The organism is Micromonospora sp. WMMD812 (assembly GCF_027497215.1).
Taxonomy (GTDB): domain Bacteria; phylum Actinomycetota; class Actinomycetes; order Mycobacteriales; family Micromonosporaceae; genus Micromonospora.
This window is the reverse complement of sequence record NZ_CP114904.1, coordinates 1,652,876-1,667,654: the sequence shown is the minus strand read 5'-3', so window position 1 is coordinate 1,667,654 and position 14,779 is coordinate 1,652,876. Positions and strand designations below refer to the sequence as shown.

The window sequence follows — 14,779 nt, the reverse complement described above, 5'->3', positions numbered from 1 at the left end:
GGCGCCGCACACCGAAAGGCATCAACCTCTCCCATGCACAGCGCGAACCCGCAGCACGACACCCACCGGCCGATGATCCCCCGGCAACCGGCACCACCCGCCGGTCGCGCCACCCGCGGTGCCCTGCACATGATCGGCAACGCCCACATCGACGCGGTGTGGCTGTGGCCGTGGCAGGAGGGCTACCAGGAGGCAAGGGCCACCTTCCGCGCCGCACTGCAACGCATCGACGAGTACCCGGACTTCGTCTTCACCTGCGACTCCGTCGGCTATCTCGCCTGGATCGAGGAGCACGATCCCGAGCTGTTCGCGGCGCTGCGGGAGCAGGTACGCGCCGGCCGGTTCGAGATCGTCGGCGGCTGGTGGGTCGAGCCGGACTGCAACATTCCCGGGGGAGAGGGCTTCGTCCGGCACGCGCTCTACTCACAACGCTTCCTCGCCGACCGGTTCGGCGTGATGGCCTCGGTCGGCTGCAACGTCGACCCCTTCGGGCAGAATGCCACCATCCCGCAGCTGCTGGCGAAGTCCGGCATGGACAGCTACGTCTTCATGCGTCCGCAGCCGCACGAGGCGCAGCTGCCCGGACCGACGTTCTGGTGGCAGGCGGCCGACGGCTCCCGGGTGCTGGCCTACCGGATCCCGCACGAATACTGCAGCCCGGCAGGTCACCTCGGCGTGCACGTCGGCAAGGCGCTGGCCCAGCTGCCGCACACCACCGAGCCGCTGATGTGCTTCTACGGGGTCGGCAACCACGGCGGCGGACCGACGCGGGCGAACATCGACAGCATCCTGGAGCTGGAGCGCAGCGACCAGTACCCGCGGATGCTCTTCTCCACGGTGCGGGCGTTCTTCGACGCGGCGGCCGCCAGCGGGGACCTGCCCGAGTACGCCGGGGAGATCCAGCCGCACGGGGTGGGCTGCTACTCGGCGCACTCCGCCATCAAGAAGTTGATTCGGCACACCGAGCACGCGCTGCAGGCCGCCGAGAAGTGGACGGCGGTCGCGGGGGGAGTGGCCGATATGCCCCGGGTGACCGACCAGCTGGAGCACGCTTGGCGGCAGGTGCTGCTCAACCACTTCCACGACACCGCGGCCGGCACCGCGCTGCCCAGCGCGTACGACGACGCGCGCGACCAGCTCGGCGAGGCCCGCTCGATCGCGGCCCGCCTGCAGAACCAGGCGATCCAGCGGATCAGCCGGCAGATCGACATCCCCGACGAAGAACGGATGGCCCCGCTGGCGGTGTTCAATCCGCACCCGTGGCCGGTGCGGGACACCGTCGAGGTCGAGTTCGGCAGCGTGCTCGGCAACGGTGCGATCGTGGCCGTCGACGACGCGCAGACGCGCACCGCCGTGCAGGTCGCCCCGTCGGTGACGCTGACCGGCGGGCGGCGGCGCCTGGTCGTACCGGTGGATCTGCCTCCGCTCGGCTACCGCCTCTACCGGTTGTACCCCGACCACGGCATGCCCGCCGACGCGCCGATCGACGCCGAGCCGCTGCTGGAGAACGAGCACCTGCGCGTCACGGTCGACCCGGAGACCGGCTGGCTGTCCAGCCTGGTGTGCAAGGCCACCGGCGCGGAGCTGATCAACGACGACGCGGCACGCTCCGGACATGCGGTCGTGCTGGACGACCAGACCGACACCTGGGGGCACGGCGTGGTCTCCTATCGCGATGTGATCGGCGCCTTCACGCCGGTATCGGTACGGTGGGTCGAGTCCGGCCCGGTCCGACAGGTGCTGCGGGTGCACAGCGAGTACGGCGCGTCGACCCTGACGGAAGAGTTCGTGCTGGCCGCCGGGGCGCGGCACATCGAGGTCCGGGTGACGATCGACTGGCACGAGCGGCTCCGGATGCTCAAGCTGCGCTTCCCGACCGCCCTGACCGGTGTCACCGCGACGCACGCGATCCCGTACGGCCACCTGGAGCGCACCGCCGACGGGCACGAGACGGTCAGCCACTCGTGGGTGGACGTGTCAGGCGAGCTGTCCGGCCGCCCGGCCGGCCTGTCGGTTCTCAACGACGCCAAGTACGGCGTCGACGTGAACGGCGGCGAGATCGGGCTTACCGCGCTGCGTAGTCCCGCGTACGCCTGGCACACCCCGAAGCCGCTGCCCGCGGACGGCGACTACGAGGTCATGGACCAGGGCGTGCAGCGGTTCACCTACCGGCTGCTGCCGCACGCCGGCGACTGGCGGGCCGCCGGCACGGTCCGCGCCGCGGCCGAGCTCGACCAGCGACCGCTCGCGCTGCTGGAGTCGTACCACGCCGGGCCGCTGCCGCAGCAGCACTCCTTCGCCGCCGTCTCCGACGCCGACAACGTCGTGATCACGGTGGTCAAACGGGCCGAGGACGGCGCGGACGACTATGTCGTACGGGGCTACGAGACGGCCGGCGCGGCGGCCAACGCCACCATCGACCTGGCGTTCCTCGGCCGTACCGTCACCACCGCATTCGGCCCCCACGAGATCAAGACCATCCTGGTTCCGGGTGACCCCAGCCGGGCGGTCGTCGAGGCCGACCTGCTGGAGCGCCCCGTGTCGACGAGCGCAGCGACCGGGCGCGCCGACGCGCCGGCGCAAACCGACGAGCGTACGGGCACCGACGAGCCGGCGCGAGCGGACGAGCCGGCATGATCCGGGTGTCCAGCCTCGATGCGGGCTGGCAGCTGCGGGGATTCCTCGGCGACGACTGGCAGCTGCACCGGGCCCAACTGCACGCCCGCGACAGCCGCGACGACGCGCAACGATGGGTGCCCGCCCGGGTGCCCGGCAGCGTGCTGGCGGACCTGCTGGCCGCTGGCCTGGTACCCGACCCGTACGTCGGCACGCAGAGCCTGCTGTCGGAATGGGTGCCGCAGCGGACCTGGGTGTACCGCACCAGGCTGAACATGCCCGGGCTCGCCGGCGGCGAGCGCGTCTTCCTGGAGTTCGACGGCATCGACTACGCGGGATCCGTTTACCTGGACGGCGAACGGATCGCGACGCACGAGGGCACCTTCGTCCCGCTGGTGGTCGAGGTGACCGGGCGACTCGGGCCGGGCGAGCACAGCCTGGCCGTGGTCATCGACCCCGCCCCCGACAGCGAACCGCAGGTCGGCTACACGGCCGCGGTCCGCGTCCACAAGGGTCGGATGGGATACGGCTGGGACTTCTGCCCCCGGCTGGTACACCAGGGCCTCTGGGCGCCGGCCCGGTTGCGGACCACCGGGCCGATGCGGCTGGCCGACGTGTGGGCGCGAACCACCGTGACGGACACGGTCGGGCGGGTGACGATCACGCTGCAGGTCGACGGCGACGTCACCGCAGCGACCGCGGAGTGCACGCTGAGCGACCCGGACGGCGTCCCCGTCGCCGCGGCGACCGTACCGATGGAACGGGCGACCACCGAGCTCACCCTCGACGTCGAGTCGCCTCGGCGGTGGGAGGTCAACGGGTGGGGCGAGCCGCACCGGTACACGCTGCACACCGTGCTGCACGACCGCGACGCGCGGCGCAGCGACGCGCACGAAACCCGGGTGGGCTTCCGGGACGTCCACTTGCGCCGCGACGCCGACGCCCCGCCGACCTCGCTGCCCTACCGGCTCGTGGTGAACGACCACCCGACCGACATCAAGGGCTGGAACTGGGTACCGGTCGACGCCCTCTACGGCGCGGTCGACGAAGCCCGGCTGCGCCACCTGCTCGGGCTGGCCCGGGACGCCGGGGTGACGATGCTGCGGGTGTGGGGCGGCGGCCTCATCGAGAGCGAGACCTTCTACGACCTGTGCGACGCCTACGGCATCCTGGTCTGGCAGGAGTTCGCCCAGTCCAGCTCCGGGATGCAAAGCGTGCCCAGCGACGACAAGGCATTCGTCGCCCGGATGGTCGCCGAGGCTGAGCGGATCGTGCCCGCCCGGCGCAACCATCCCAGCCTGGCCATCTGGTGCGGCGGGAACGAGTTGCAGCGGGCCGACGGCGTACCGCTGACCGACGAGAATTCCCCCGTGCTGGCGGCCTTGCACGACGTGGTGGCGCGGCTCGACCCGGATCGGCAGTGGCTGCCGACCTCTCCGTCCGGTCCGGTGTTCGGCAACACGCTGGACAGCGTGCGGAGCGGCCCGGACCACCACGACGTGCACGGACCGTGGGAGCACCAGGGCCTGTCCGACCACTACCGGCTCTACGACGAGGGTCGCGGCCTGCTGCTCAGCGAGTTCGGTGTCGAGGGCATGAGCAACGTCCGCGCGATCGAGTCGGTAGTGCCCGAGCCGGACCGGAAGCTACCGACGGCCGGCAACCCGACCTGGGACCACCTCGGCCGGTGGTGGAACAACGAACCGCTGGTGCAGCAGGCGTTCGGCGGGGGACTCGGCGACCTCGCGGCGCTCTCCCGGGCCAGCCAGTTCCTGCAGGCGGACGGGCTGCGGTACGCGGTCGAGGCCAACCGGCGGCGGCCGGCGAGCTGTGGGGTACTGCCCTGGCAGCTCAACGAGTCCTTCCCGAACGGGTGGTGCACCGCCGCCGTCGACTACTTCGGCGAGCCGAAGGCCGCCTACCATTACGTACGGCGCGCGTACCGGCCGCTGCACGTCTGCGCGGCCCTGCCCGCGCCCCGGGTCAGCGGCGACCAGTTCACCGCCACGGTGTGGGCATGGTGGGACACCGCGTCCGGCCCGGTGACCGTCACCGCCCGGGTGTTGTGCCTCGACGGCCGCGAGATCGCGGTGGCGCGCTGGTCGGCTCCGCTCGCCCAGGGGCGACCGCACCGGTTCGGTGAGATCCGGTGCGCGGTCACCGAGCTGGGTGGGGGACCCTTCCTCCTGGATCTGTCGGTGCACGCCGACGCCGCGGCGCAGACCAACCGCTACCTGCTCACCGCCGGTGCCGACTTCGACGAACTGGTGACCCTGCCACCGGCCCGCATCACCACCCGGCTGCACACCGCCGGCCCGACCTGGACGCTGCGCCTGCGCCACGAGGCGGGGCCGGCCGTCCCGTTCCTGCGGCTGCTCGACGCCCGCCCGGCCGGCGACCCGGGCTGGCTGCGCTGGGACGACAACGCCATCGACCTGCTGCCCGGCGAGGATCGTGTGCTGCACGGCCGATGGGACGGTGTGCCGCCCGAGCGCCGGCGGGTCCACGTCGACGGCTGGAACCTGCCCGCCCAGATGCTGACGGAGGTCCACTGATGGTGACGAGCTGGGTGGACGAGGCACGACTGACAGTCAGCGGCCTGGACCCGGAGCTGTTCGAGGTGGAGACGCACCAGGCAGCCTCCGCCGCCAGCGGCGTCACCGTGACGATCACCGCCACCTATCGGGGCGCTGTACCGGCCGAGGCGCGGCTGCGGGTGTCGGCCACTCTGGCCGACGCCGACGATCCGTACTGGCTCATTCCCGGGTTGTTCTACGGTGAGAACCGCCCCGCGGACAACGGGCGACTCTTCCCGCGCTTCGCGCGAACCGCGGACGAGCCGGGGGACCCGCAGCGGTTCGTGTCCCCCGCGTGGAGCTTCCGGGCCGACCGAGCGGCCACCCCTGCGGTGTTCGCCTGGGGAGCGGCCGGAGGCCTGGCCCTGGCGGTCGACGAACACAGTCCGCTCGGTCTGACCGGGATCGGCTTCGCGCACGACGCCGGCACCGCGCTGGTGCATGCCGACTTCCCGTACGTCGAGGCGCCGGTCAGCTACGTCGGCAGCCAGCAACCCGCGACACCGCTGGCGCAGACCCACCTCTGGCAGCCGGGCGAGCGGCACACGGTCGAGGTGTGCCTCTACCGGCTGCCGACCGATCGGCACGCGTACGCGCCGGTGCTGCGTGAGCGGCACGCCCGGTCCGCCGTGACCCCGCTGAAGCCCTGGGTCGGGGTGGCGGAGGCGGCCGAGTTGGCCGCGTACGGGCTGCACCGGTGGCACTTCCGCCCGGATCCGGCCGTGCTGCTGGAGACGGCGGCGTTCGACCGCGAGTTCAACGACAACGTCAAGGGCCTGGGTGACCGGGGCGCGATGCACGTCGCCTGGGTCAGCGGCATCCCGTACGCGCACGCGCTGCTGGCGCACGGCCGCCGCCGCGGCAACGCCGACCACGTGGCGGCGGGCGCGGCGGTCATCGACCACATCTGCGCCAACCTCGCGCCGGCGGGGACGTTCTGGGGGCAGTGGACAGCCGACCGTGGCTGGGGTCAGAGCTGGACGCCGGTCCGCGGCGGCCTGCACGCCCGTACCCTGGCCGAGGCGACCCTGTTTCTGCACCGCGCGGTCCGCGCCGAACGGGCGGCCGGCACGCCACGTCCCGGTTGGCTGGACGCGGTGCGGAGCAACCTCGATGTCGCGGTACGCAATCAGCGTGCCGACGGCAATCTCGGCAGCCTGCTGCACGCCGCCGACGGGGACGTGTTGTCCTGGGCCGGCGCGGCAGGGCTGACCTGGGTCGCCGCGCTCGCCGAGGCGGGCGACCTCGACCCGGCCTACCTGGCCGCCGCCCGGCGTGGTGGCGATTACTACGGCCGGTTCGTGCACGAGGAGTTCCTGCACGGCGCGCCCGAGGATGTCGACCTGGCGCCGACCTCGGAGGACGGCTACGCCGCGATCCTGGCGTACGTCGCGCTGTGGCGGGCCACCGGCGAACACCGCTGGTTGGACATGGCCCGCCGGGCCGCGGACTGGATGCTGACCTTCCGCTACAGCTACGACGTGACCTTCGACGAGCACACCCTGCTCGGCCATTACGGCTTCCGCAGCCGCGGCGCCGACCAGGCCTCGCCGAGCAACCAGCACCTGCACTCGTACGGCTTGATCTGCCTGCCGGAAATGGTCGAGTTGGCCGCCGCCACCGGCGATCCGCACTACCTGGAGCGGACCCGGGAGAACCTGGCCTGTTTCCGGCAGTTCATCGCCCGCGCCGATGGCGACTTCAACGCCTACCGGGGCATGGCCAGTGAACGCTACTACCAGACGGCCTGCTTCCAGGCGAAGGGCATGTTGCTGACGCTGTCACACGCGTGGAGCGTCGGCGTGCTGCTGCTCGGCTGCGAGGCGGCCCTCAACCTTCCGGAGATCGACTGGTGAGCCCGCACCCGCACAGCGAGCGACCGACGAACGTCTTCCCGCCCGGCTTCCTGTGGGGCGCCGCGACCTCCTCGTACCAGGTCGAGGGTGCCGCCCGCGAGGACGGCCGCGCCCTCTCCATCTGGGACACCTTCACGGCGGAGCGCGGGATGGACTCCGGCGAGGTCGCCTGCGACCACTACCACCGCTGGCCCACCGACGCCGACCTGATGGCCCATCTCGGCATGAACGCCTACCGGTTCTCGCTGGCCTGGCCGCGCATCGTCCCCAACGGGACCGGAGCGGTGAACCCGGCGGGCCTGGCGCACTACGACCGAATGGTCGACGGCCTGCTGGAGCGAGGCATCACGCCGGTGCCGACGCTGTACCACTGGGACCTGCCGCAGGCGCTGCAGGAGCGCGGTGGGTGGACCAGCCGGGCGACCAGCGACGCTTTCGCGGCGTACACCGAGATTTGCCTCGATGCGCTCGGCGACCGGGTCGACACGTGGCTGACGGTCAACGAGCCGTGGGTGGCGTCCGTGCTGGGATACCGGCTCGGGCTGCACGCGCCGGGGGAGGAGGACCTGCGCACCTCGTTGCTCGTCGCGCACCACCTCTTGCTGGCACACGGCGCGGCGACCCAGCGCATCCGCGAGCGCCGCCCCTTTGCCCGGGTCGGCATCCCACTGAGTCTCTTCCCCAACTATCCGGTCACCGACGACCCGGCCGACACCGCCGCGGCGTGGGGGTCCGACGGCTACACCAACCGCTGGTTCCTCGATCCGGTGTTGCGCGGCCGGTACCCGGCGGACACCGCCGAGTTGTTCGAGCGACTGGTCGGTCCATTGGACTGGGTGCGGCCCGGCGACCTCGATCTGATCGGCGCCCGCCCGGACCTCATCGGCGTGAACTACTACACCCGCCGGCGGATCAGCGCCGCCGCAGCGGAGCCCCTGCCCTGGCGGGTGCTGCCGGCGCAGCCGGGCGTCCCGGTCACCGACAGCGGCTGGGAGGACGTTCCCGAGGTCTTCTACGACCTGCTGGTACGCCTGCACCGCGACTACGACATCCCGCTGCTGATCACCGAGAACGGCGGCGTCTGGAACGCCGAACCCGGCCCCGACGGGCGGGTCCGCGACACCGGGCGGGTACGCGCGCTGCGCGCCCACCTGCTGGCCATGTCCCGAGCGATCGAGGCCGGCGTGCAGGTGCTGGGGTACCTGCACTGGTCGCTGCTGGACAACCTGGAATGGGCCGAGGGGTACGGCCAGCGCTTCGGCCTGGTCCACGTCGACCGGGAGACCCAGCGGCGCACCGTCAAGGACAGTGCCCGTTACTACGCGGCCGTGATCGCCGCGAACCGGGTCGTCGACGCCACCGACGGCCTCGCCGGGAAACGTGAGGACCCTGGTTGGGGGTGAGGAGCCGGCCGCCCGGTGCCGGGCGACCGGCGCGGGTGCCCGCCTCGATGGCGGTCAACGGGTGGCGAACGGGTGCAGCTGCCGTACACCGGACCGGGGAGAGCTGAGCACCGGCACCGGCACCTGATCGGCGGGCAGCGCGTCGACCACCCGCGCCATGCTGGCCTGCGCCAGCACCAGCACGTCGACCTCGCCGGCCAGGCGGCGTACCTCGGCGGCGACGAGCTGGTCGTGTCGGCCGGGATCGCCGCCCCGCAGTGCCTCGAACGCGCCGGGACAGACCGACTCGCGGATCTCGGCCGGCTCGCCGCGCTCGCCGGCCTTGCGACGCAGCAGGTCTCGGGTGGGTTGCAGGGTGGCGGCGAGGGTCGCCAGTACGCCGATGCGCGGGCCGAGCGTGACGGCCTGCTCGGCCATCGGTTCGTCGACTCGGTAGATCGGGATGCCGACCTCGGCGCGCGCCTGCTCGGCCGCCTCACCAATCGACGAGCAGGTGACCAGTACGGCGGCAGCGCCGGACTCGGCCGCGAACCCCGCATAGCTGGCCACCCGGCGACGGGTACGCGGCAGCATGCCGTGTTCGACGGTGTCGCGGAGCAGCGTCTCGTCGACGATGTTGACGGCGTCAACCGGGCCCACCTCGGTACCGAGCAGGTCGGCGAAGACGGCGGGCAGGCCGGTGACCGTGTGCAGCAGGCAGATCCGGTTCATGCGGCTCGCTCCTTGGCTGGTCTCAGTCGCGGGTACCGTGCGGCGACGGCGCGTAGGCTCGCGGCCGAGGGCAGGGTGGGTTCGTACTCCAGACCGAGCCCGCCCTGGTAGCCGGTCGCGGTCAGCGCCGAGAGCAGCGCGTCGACATCCAGGTCGGCGGTGCCCGGCTCGTGGCGGCCCGGGTGATCGGCGAGCTGTACGTGGCCGAGCCTGCTGCCGGCCGTCGCCACCGCAGCGGTGACGTCGTCGCCCATCGCCGCGACGTGGTAGACGTCCAGCTGGAGCTTGACCGCCTCGTGATCGATGGGTTCCAGGACGGCGAGTACGTCGACGACGCGGGGCAGCAGGTAACCGGGTATGTCGTGGTCGTTGATCGGCTCGATGACGAGGGTCCGGCCGCACCGCCGGGCGAGGTCGGCGGCCCAGCGCAGGTTGCCGGTGAGGCACCGCAGCTGGTCCGACTCGTCGAGTCCGGGCAGCCGGCGTCCGGCGAGGACGTTCACCAGCGGGCAGTCGAGGTCGCGGGCCAGGTCCAGCGCCTGCCGCAGCTGGTCGCGCCAGCGTATGACGAGTCGTGGATCGTTGCCGTAACCGCGCTCACCGGCGGCGAGATCACCGGCGTCCATGTTCAGCAGCCCGACCTGTACCCCCGCCGCGCGCGCCAACCGCGACACCTCGTCGGGTGGCAGCGGGGGCCAGGGGAACTCCACCCGGTGGAAGCCCGCCTCGGCCGCGGCGGCGAACCGTTGCTGCCACGGCAGCTCCGTGAAGAGCAGGCCCAGGTTGACGACGGGGTCCATCAGCCGGCCTCGGTCCACCGTCGGCCGTGCCGGTCGACGGTCTCGACCAGCCGCCGGAGCCGGTCGACGGACTCCCCGAGCAGCGCCGCCGTCGGATCGGCCGTGGCGAGGGCGTCGCGCCACAGCGCCCGGCCGGCCAGCATCCCGGACGCCCCGGCCCGGCAGGCGGCCTCGACGGCGTTCGGGAAGTCCGCCGTCTCCACGCCGTTGGAGAGCACCACCCAGGGCCGGGCGAGTTGCCGGTCCAGTTTCTCGCAGGCGCCAACGAGTTGCCCGAAGTCCCCGCGGCCCCGCCGGGGCACCTGTGCCTTGTAGAGACTCGGGTCGAGCGGGCCGAGGGCGGCGGCGGCGTCGAGGATGGCCGCGTCGAGGTCGAAGTCCCGCTGTCCCGGCGCGGGGACGGCGACCGGTTCGAGTACGGAGAGCAGCCCCGCCCGCCTGCAAAGCTCGACGAAGCGGGCGGCCATCGCCACCCGGCGCTCCTCGCCGCCGTCCCGCTTCCACATCACCAACAGCTTCAACGCCACCACGCCGTCCCGCCGCGCCTGGTCGAGGTCGACGTCCCCGTCGATGGCGGTGTCGTCCACCGGCTCGCCGGGCGGCTGGGACAGCGCGTCGACGGCGAGGATCAGCCCGCAGCCGGTCGGCAGCAGCCGTTCCCGGACGATGTCGGCGTACGCGTAGTGCCGGTCGATCAGGAACGCCGAGGCGTGTGGCGCCAGCGCGGCGGCGACCTCGAGCTTGAACGAGGTGAGCGCCGCGTCGTCGGCGGGGTGGCCCTGCTCGCTGAGCATGGTGCGCAGGCTCTCCCGCTGGTCCATGGCGACCATGGCGAACGTGCCGGTGGCGCGGGCGAGCCGGTCCAGGGTCGGCGCTGGTGGGACGGTCACGGTGCTTCCTCACTGTTGGCGGACGGGGTGGCGGCGGTCGTGGCCGACGGCAGGAAATGCGAGCGGTACGCCGCTTCCCACTCGGGCCCGGCCCCCGGTACCTGTCGTGGTGGTGGTCCCGGCGGGGGCGTCTGCGGGATGCCGATCGCCCGTCCGGCGAGTTGGGCCGCGCCGAGCGCAGCGCCGCAATGCCCGGGCAGCACGACGACGGGGGCCGGGGTCACCTGTGCCTTGATCCACATCCAGGTGGGGTTGGCGGTGGGCCCGCCGAAGACCCGCACCGAGTCGGGTTGGTGCCCGCTGATGCTCGACTGGGTCTCGACCATCCAGCGCACCTGCATGCAGAGCCCTTCCAGGACGGCACGGCCGATGTCGGCGAGAGTGTGCTGTGGGCGGATGCCGTGGAAGGCGAGCGTCCGGTGCGGATCGGGCTCGGGGCTGGCCCGCCCGTGCAGGTACGGCTGCACGGTGATGCCGGTCGGCGGGCCGGCCGGCGGGCCGACGAGGTCGGTGAACCACGCGTGCCGGTTCGGCTGCCCGGCCGGCGTGATCGCGTCGAGGAGCCATTCGACCAGGCCGCCGCTGCTGGACAGGCCGCTGATCAGGCAGAACGACCGACCGTCGACGAACGGGCCGACGGAGTTCCCGGTGGCCCGCACGGTTGGGGGCGGCAGCGCGACGACGGGGGTGACGATCGCCTCCGCCGTACCCATGGAGTCGGCGACCTGGCCGGGGGACCGGACCCCGGCGGCCCAGGCGGCGACCAGATGATCGTGCCCGGCGACGACGACGGGGGTGCCGGCGGGCAGCCCGGTGCGCCGTGCGGCGGTGGCGGTGACCCGCCCTGCGACCTGGTCGGCGGCGAGCACCGGCGGCAGCTGCTCGGGTCGGAGTCCGGCCAGGTCGAGTAGTTCGGGCCGGTACTCCCCGGCGGCGATGTCGAACCCGCCGGAACGGGCGGCCAACGTCGGGCTGGTGGCGACGGTGCCGGTGAGGGCGCCCACGACGAGGTCGGCGGTGTTCGCCCAGCAGGCCATCCGCCGCAGGACGTCCGGGTCGTGCTGGCGCAGCCAGATCCAGCGGGCCAGTGGCAGCTTCGCGCTCGGGTGCAGTCCGGTGGTGGCGAAGAAGGCCGCCCGGCCGACCGCCGCGGCCAGCTGCTCGGCCTGCCGGCCGGCGCGGCGGTCCCGCCAGTGCAGCAGCTCTCCGACGGGGGCGCCGCCGGCGTCCAGCGGTACGCCCGTCTCCGCCATGCTGGCGACCCCGATGGCGACCGGCGGGACATCGGTGGCCGACACGCACTCCGCGAGCAGTCGCAGCGCGGTGTCCCGCAGCGCCTCGGTGTCGGGCGGGGTGGGGGCCTGGCGTTGGGCCACCGGGCTGCCGTCGGTGCGGTAGACGCCGGCCTTGGTGTGCGTGGTGCCCACGTCCAGGCCGGCGAGCAACGGCTCGGCCTCGTTCACAGCTCGCCCTGCTCGACGTGCGGAGACCGCCCGGCGGGCGCCGTGGCGATCCGATCGAGGATGTCCCGCAGGGTGCTGTCGGCGCCGACGTTGCCGGGCACGATCACGTAGGACGGGTTCTTTCCGGATGCGTGCAGATCCCAGACCGGTACGCCGGGCAGGATCTGTCCGCGTACCCGGGCGCTGGTCGCGCCCAGCGCCTCGGTGGCGAGCCGGGCCGAGGTGATGCCGCCCTTGGCGACGACCAGGTCCACGTCGGCGGCGAGCTGCCGCACGGTCCGGACGAGGGTGTCCATGAGCAGCTCGGGCGCGGCGGGGACGGTACCGTGCCGGGGCGTCCGGTCGGTGGCCACCACCGCCCGGCCGTCCCGGTCGAGACGCTCGCGCAGCGCTTTGGCCAGCAGTCGATCCTCGCCGTGTGGCGCGCCGAGCGGGATGTCCACGCGTCGATGCCACAGCCCGCCCAACGCCCGCAGCTGCCGGGTGCTGGCGTTGGTGAACGAGCCGCAGGCGATCAGGACCCGGCCGGGGGTTGGCAGTTCGAGACGTGCCAGCGGCCGCGTGGACAGGCCAGCCAGGGCGGCGGCGAGCGAGGCGGCGCAGCGGACCACCACCCGGGCACCCCGGGTCTGCGCCCTGATCAGGCCGGCCGCGATGGCCAGGACATCGGCGTCGCTGACACAGTCGGGGATGACCACCGCGTCGGGCGCCGCGCCCAGCAGAGCCTCGGCGACCGCGTCTGGTCCGCGCTCAGCCAGCCGGGCGAGCGGCACGATCACCGCATGTCGGCGGCCGCCGCTGACCTCGCTCACCCAGTCGCTGAGGTGCCGGCTGCGGTAACCGAAGTCCGGGTCCCGGGCGAACTCGGTGTCGGCCACCGGGACTGCCCCGGACTCGGTCCACAGATAGTGGACGCCGTCGCGCGTGAAGCGGCCGCCGTCGAGGAACGCGGGCACGAACAGCATCGGCGTGTGCGGTGCCACGGCTTCGGCCTCGGCGATCACATGACCGCGTAGCGTCGAATCTCCGCGCAGGATCAGGGTCGGTGGCCGCCCGGCCGCTCGGCTGGCCGCCGTCACCGTGCGGGCGATGTCGCCGACCAGCGCGGTCGCGGCGCGTTCGGGAAGTGCCCGGCTGTTGGACAGTACGAAGGTTGCGCGCTGCGTCGAGGCGAAGAAGTGGTCGAACGCGGCCCGGTCCGGTCGCAGGATCACCTCGACGTCGCTGACGGACTGGGTCCCGGTGGGGTCGTCGTCGACGATCACCTTCGGTCGCCGATCGGCCGCGATCTCCGCCCGCCATCCGGCGGATTCCTTCACGCCACGCCCCCCCGGGTTCCGTCGCCGGCTGCCGATCTCACTCTCCGACCGACGACCAAGGATGTCAAGAGTCGGACAACTTTCGTCTGACGGTGGTCACCGGGAGAGCGAGATGCAGCCCGCCCCCGGTACGGTCTAGCCGTGACAGGTCCACAGCTCGCGGGCGAGGAGCAGTTGCGCTACACCTCCGCGCCGCAGCGCCGGGAGGAGATCCTGCGCCGGATGCGCCGCACCGGCTACGTGTCGGCGCCCGAACTCAGCGCCAAGTTGTCGGTGTCCGACCGCACTGTGCGGCGCGACCTGCAGCGACTCGCCGACCTCGGCCTGGCCGAACTCGTGTACGGCGGTGCCGTCCCGCCGGGCGGCGTGCAGCCCGGCTCCCCGTTCGGCGCCCGTTCCCAGGTGCAGTCGCGCCAGAAGCGGGCCATCGCCCACCAGGCGTTGCAGTTCGTCGAGCCCGGCGCCACCATCGGCATCGACGCGGGCACCACCACGCTCGAACTAGCTCGACTGCTGCCGCCCGACGGCGACATCACGGTGGTGACCCACTCCCTGCCCGCCATGGCGGCGCTCGGCGAACGCTCCGACGTGGCCCTCATCGGTCTCGGCGGCCTCCTGCACCCAGCCACCCAGGCGTTCACCGGACCGGACACCGTGACCGCGGTCAGCCGACTCCGGGTGCACACCTTCTTCTTGGCGGCCAGCGGTCTGACCGGCGGCGGCGCATACTGCAGCACCCCCCTGGACGCCGAGGCGAAGCGGGCCTTCATCGCCGCCGCCGACCGGGTCGTGCTGCTGGCGGACTCGTCCAAGCTGCGCCAGACCGCGCCGGTGCCGATCTGCGACTACGTCCAGCTCGACGCCGTCATCACCGACGCCGGGGCGACCGACGCCGACCGTGCCCAGCTAGCCTCGGTCACCAGCCTGCTGATCGCCGTCGGCTAGGGCCTGTGTGTCGAAGTCGGTGCCATGGCCCGAGCTGGCTTGAGGATCTTCGCGTGTCGGAGATGTGGGATCGAGCACGGGCTGGCGTAGTGGAACTGATGAGCCCTGGTCGTCGCAGCCGACAACCCCTCCTGCACGGCCACAGATTCCGCGTCCGCTATGGCGGGTGGCCCCGTGCAGTGGTCGCAGCGGCCGAACTT

Annotated in this window: 10 protein-coding genes; 5 read left to right on the top strand and 5 right to left on the bottom strand. The window is 72.7% G+C overall.

Going from position 1 to position 14,779, the window contains the following annotated elements; all coding sequences use genetic code 11:
* Window positions 1-33: 33 nt before the first annotated feature.
* From O7603_RS07660 to O7603_RS07645, 4 genes are read left to right on the top strand one after another with little or no spacing between them, the layout of a single operon-like run.
* Window positions 34-2,637 carry an alpha-mannosidase gene (locus tag O7603_RS07660; protein WP_281574979.1) on the top strand — a complete coding sequence of 868 codons (2,604 nt, stop codon included), beginning with the start codon at window positions 34-36 and terminating at the stop codon, window positions 2,635-2,637.
* A complete protein-coding gene (locus tag O7603_RS07655; protein ID WP_281574978.1) occupies window positions 2,634-5,171 on the top strand; it encodes a glycoside hydrolase family 2 TIM barrel-domain containing protein in 2,538 nt (845 codons plus the stop codon). The genes O7603_RS07660 and O7603_RS07655 overlap by 4 nt, the downstream gene beginning before the upstream one ends.
* The gene (locus O7603_RS07650) at window positions 5,171-7,048 is read left to right on the top strand and encodes a hypothetical protein (RefSeq protein ID WP_281574977.1); all 1,878 of its coding nucleotides are present in this window, start codon (window positions 5,171-5,173) and stop codon (window positions 7,046-7,048) included. Before O7603_RS07655 ends, O7603_RS07650 begins: the two co-directional genes overlap by 1 nt.
* A complete protein-coding gene (locus O7603_RS07645; RefSeq protein ID WP_281574976.1) occupies window positions 7,045-8,451 on the top strand; it encodes a GH1 family beta-glucosidase in 1,407 nt (468 codons plus the stop codon). Before O7603_RS07650 ends, O7603_RS07645 begins: the two co-directional genes overlap by 4 nt.
* A 54-nt stretch (window positions 8,452-8,505) precedes the next feature.
* Here O7603_RS07645 and O7603_RS07640 read toward each other — a convergent pair whose 3' ends face one another.
* Genes O7603_RS07640 through O7603_RS07620 form a run of 5 tightly spaced genes read right to left on the bottom strand, consistent with a single transcriptional unit; the run spans window position 8,506 to window position 13,634 of the window.
* Window positions 8,506-9,162, bottom strand: coding sequence for an aspartate/glutamate racemase family protein (locus O7603_RS07640; RefSeq protein ID WP_281574975.1), 657 nt, complete (start codon window positions 9,160-9,162; stop codon window positions 8,506-8,508).
* Entirely contained in the window at window positions 9,159-9,962 is an 804-nt protein-coding gene (locus O7603_RS07635; RefSeq protein ID WP_281574974.1) for a TIM barrel protein, read from the bottom strand. Before O7603_RS07635 ends, O7603_RS07640 begins: the two co-directional genes overlap by 4 nt.
* Window positions 9,962-10,852, bottom strand: a complete 891-nt coding sequence (locus O7603_RS07630) for a hypothetical protein (protein ID WP_281574973.1) — start codon at window positions 10,850-10,852, stop codon at window positions 9,962-9,964. The genes O7603_RS07635 and O7603_RS07630 overlap by 1 nt, the downstream gene beginning before the upstream one ends.
* Window positions 10,849-12,315 (bottom strand): FGGY family carbohydrate kinase, encoded by a 1,467-nt coding sequence (locus O7603_RS07625; protein ID WP_281574972.1) that lies wholly within the window; start codon window positions 12,313-12,315, stop codon window positions 10,849-10,851. Before O7603_RS07625 ends, O7603_RS07630 begins: the two co-directional genes overlap by 4 nt.
* Window positions 12,312-13,634 (bottom strand): four-carbon acid sugar kinase family protein, encoded by a 1,323-nt coding sequence (locus tag O7603_RS07620; RefSeq protein WP_281574971.1) that lies wholly within the window; start codon window positions 13,632-13,634, stop codon window positions 12,312-12,314. Before O7603_RS07620 ends, O7603_RS07625 begins: the two co-directional genes overlap by 4 nt.
* 141 nt (window positions 13,635-13,775) lie before the next feature.
* Here O7603_RS07620 and O7603_RS07615 point away from each other — a divergent pair, with 141 nt between their 5' ends.
* Window positions 13,776-14,579: a DeoR/GlpR family DNA-binding transcription regulator gene (locus O7603_RS07615; RefSeq protein ID WP_281574970.1), complete on the top strand. Its 804-nt coding sequence runs from the start codon at window positions 13,776-13,778 to the stop codon at window positions 14,577-14,579.
* Window positions 14,580-14,779: the final 200 nt, after the last annotated feature.

Excerpts from the sequence above, each read along its gene's own strand:
- O7603_RS07660 (WP_281574979.1), top strand. The coding sequence starts at position 34 with ATGCACAGCGCGAACCCGCAGCACGACACCCACCGGCCGATGATCCCC.
- O7603_RS07655 (WP_281574978.1), top strand. The coding sequence starts at position 2,634 with ATGATCCGGGTGTCCAGCCTCGATGCGGGCTGGCAGCTGCGGGGATTC.
- O7603_RS07640 (WP_281574975.1), bottom strand. The coding sequence starts at position 9,162 with ATGAACCGGATCTGCCTGCTGCACACGGTCACCGGCCTGCCCGCCGTC.
- O7603_RS07635 (WP_281574974.1), bottom strand. The coding sequence starts at position 9,962 with ATGGACCCCGTCGTCAACCTGGGCCTGCTCTTCACGGAGCTGCCGTGG.
- O7603_RS07650 (WP_281574977.1), top strand. The coding sequence starts at position 5,171 with ATGGTGACGAGCTGGGTGGACGAGGCACGACTGACAGTCAGCGGCCTG.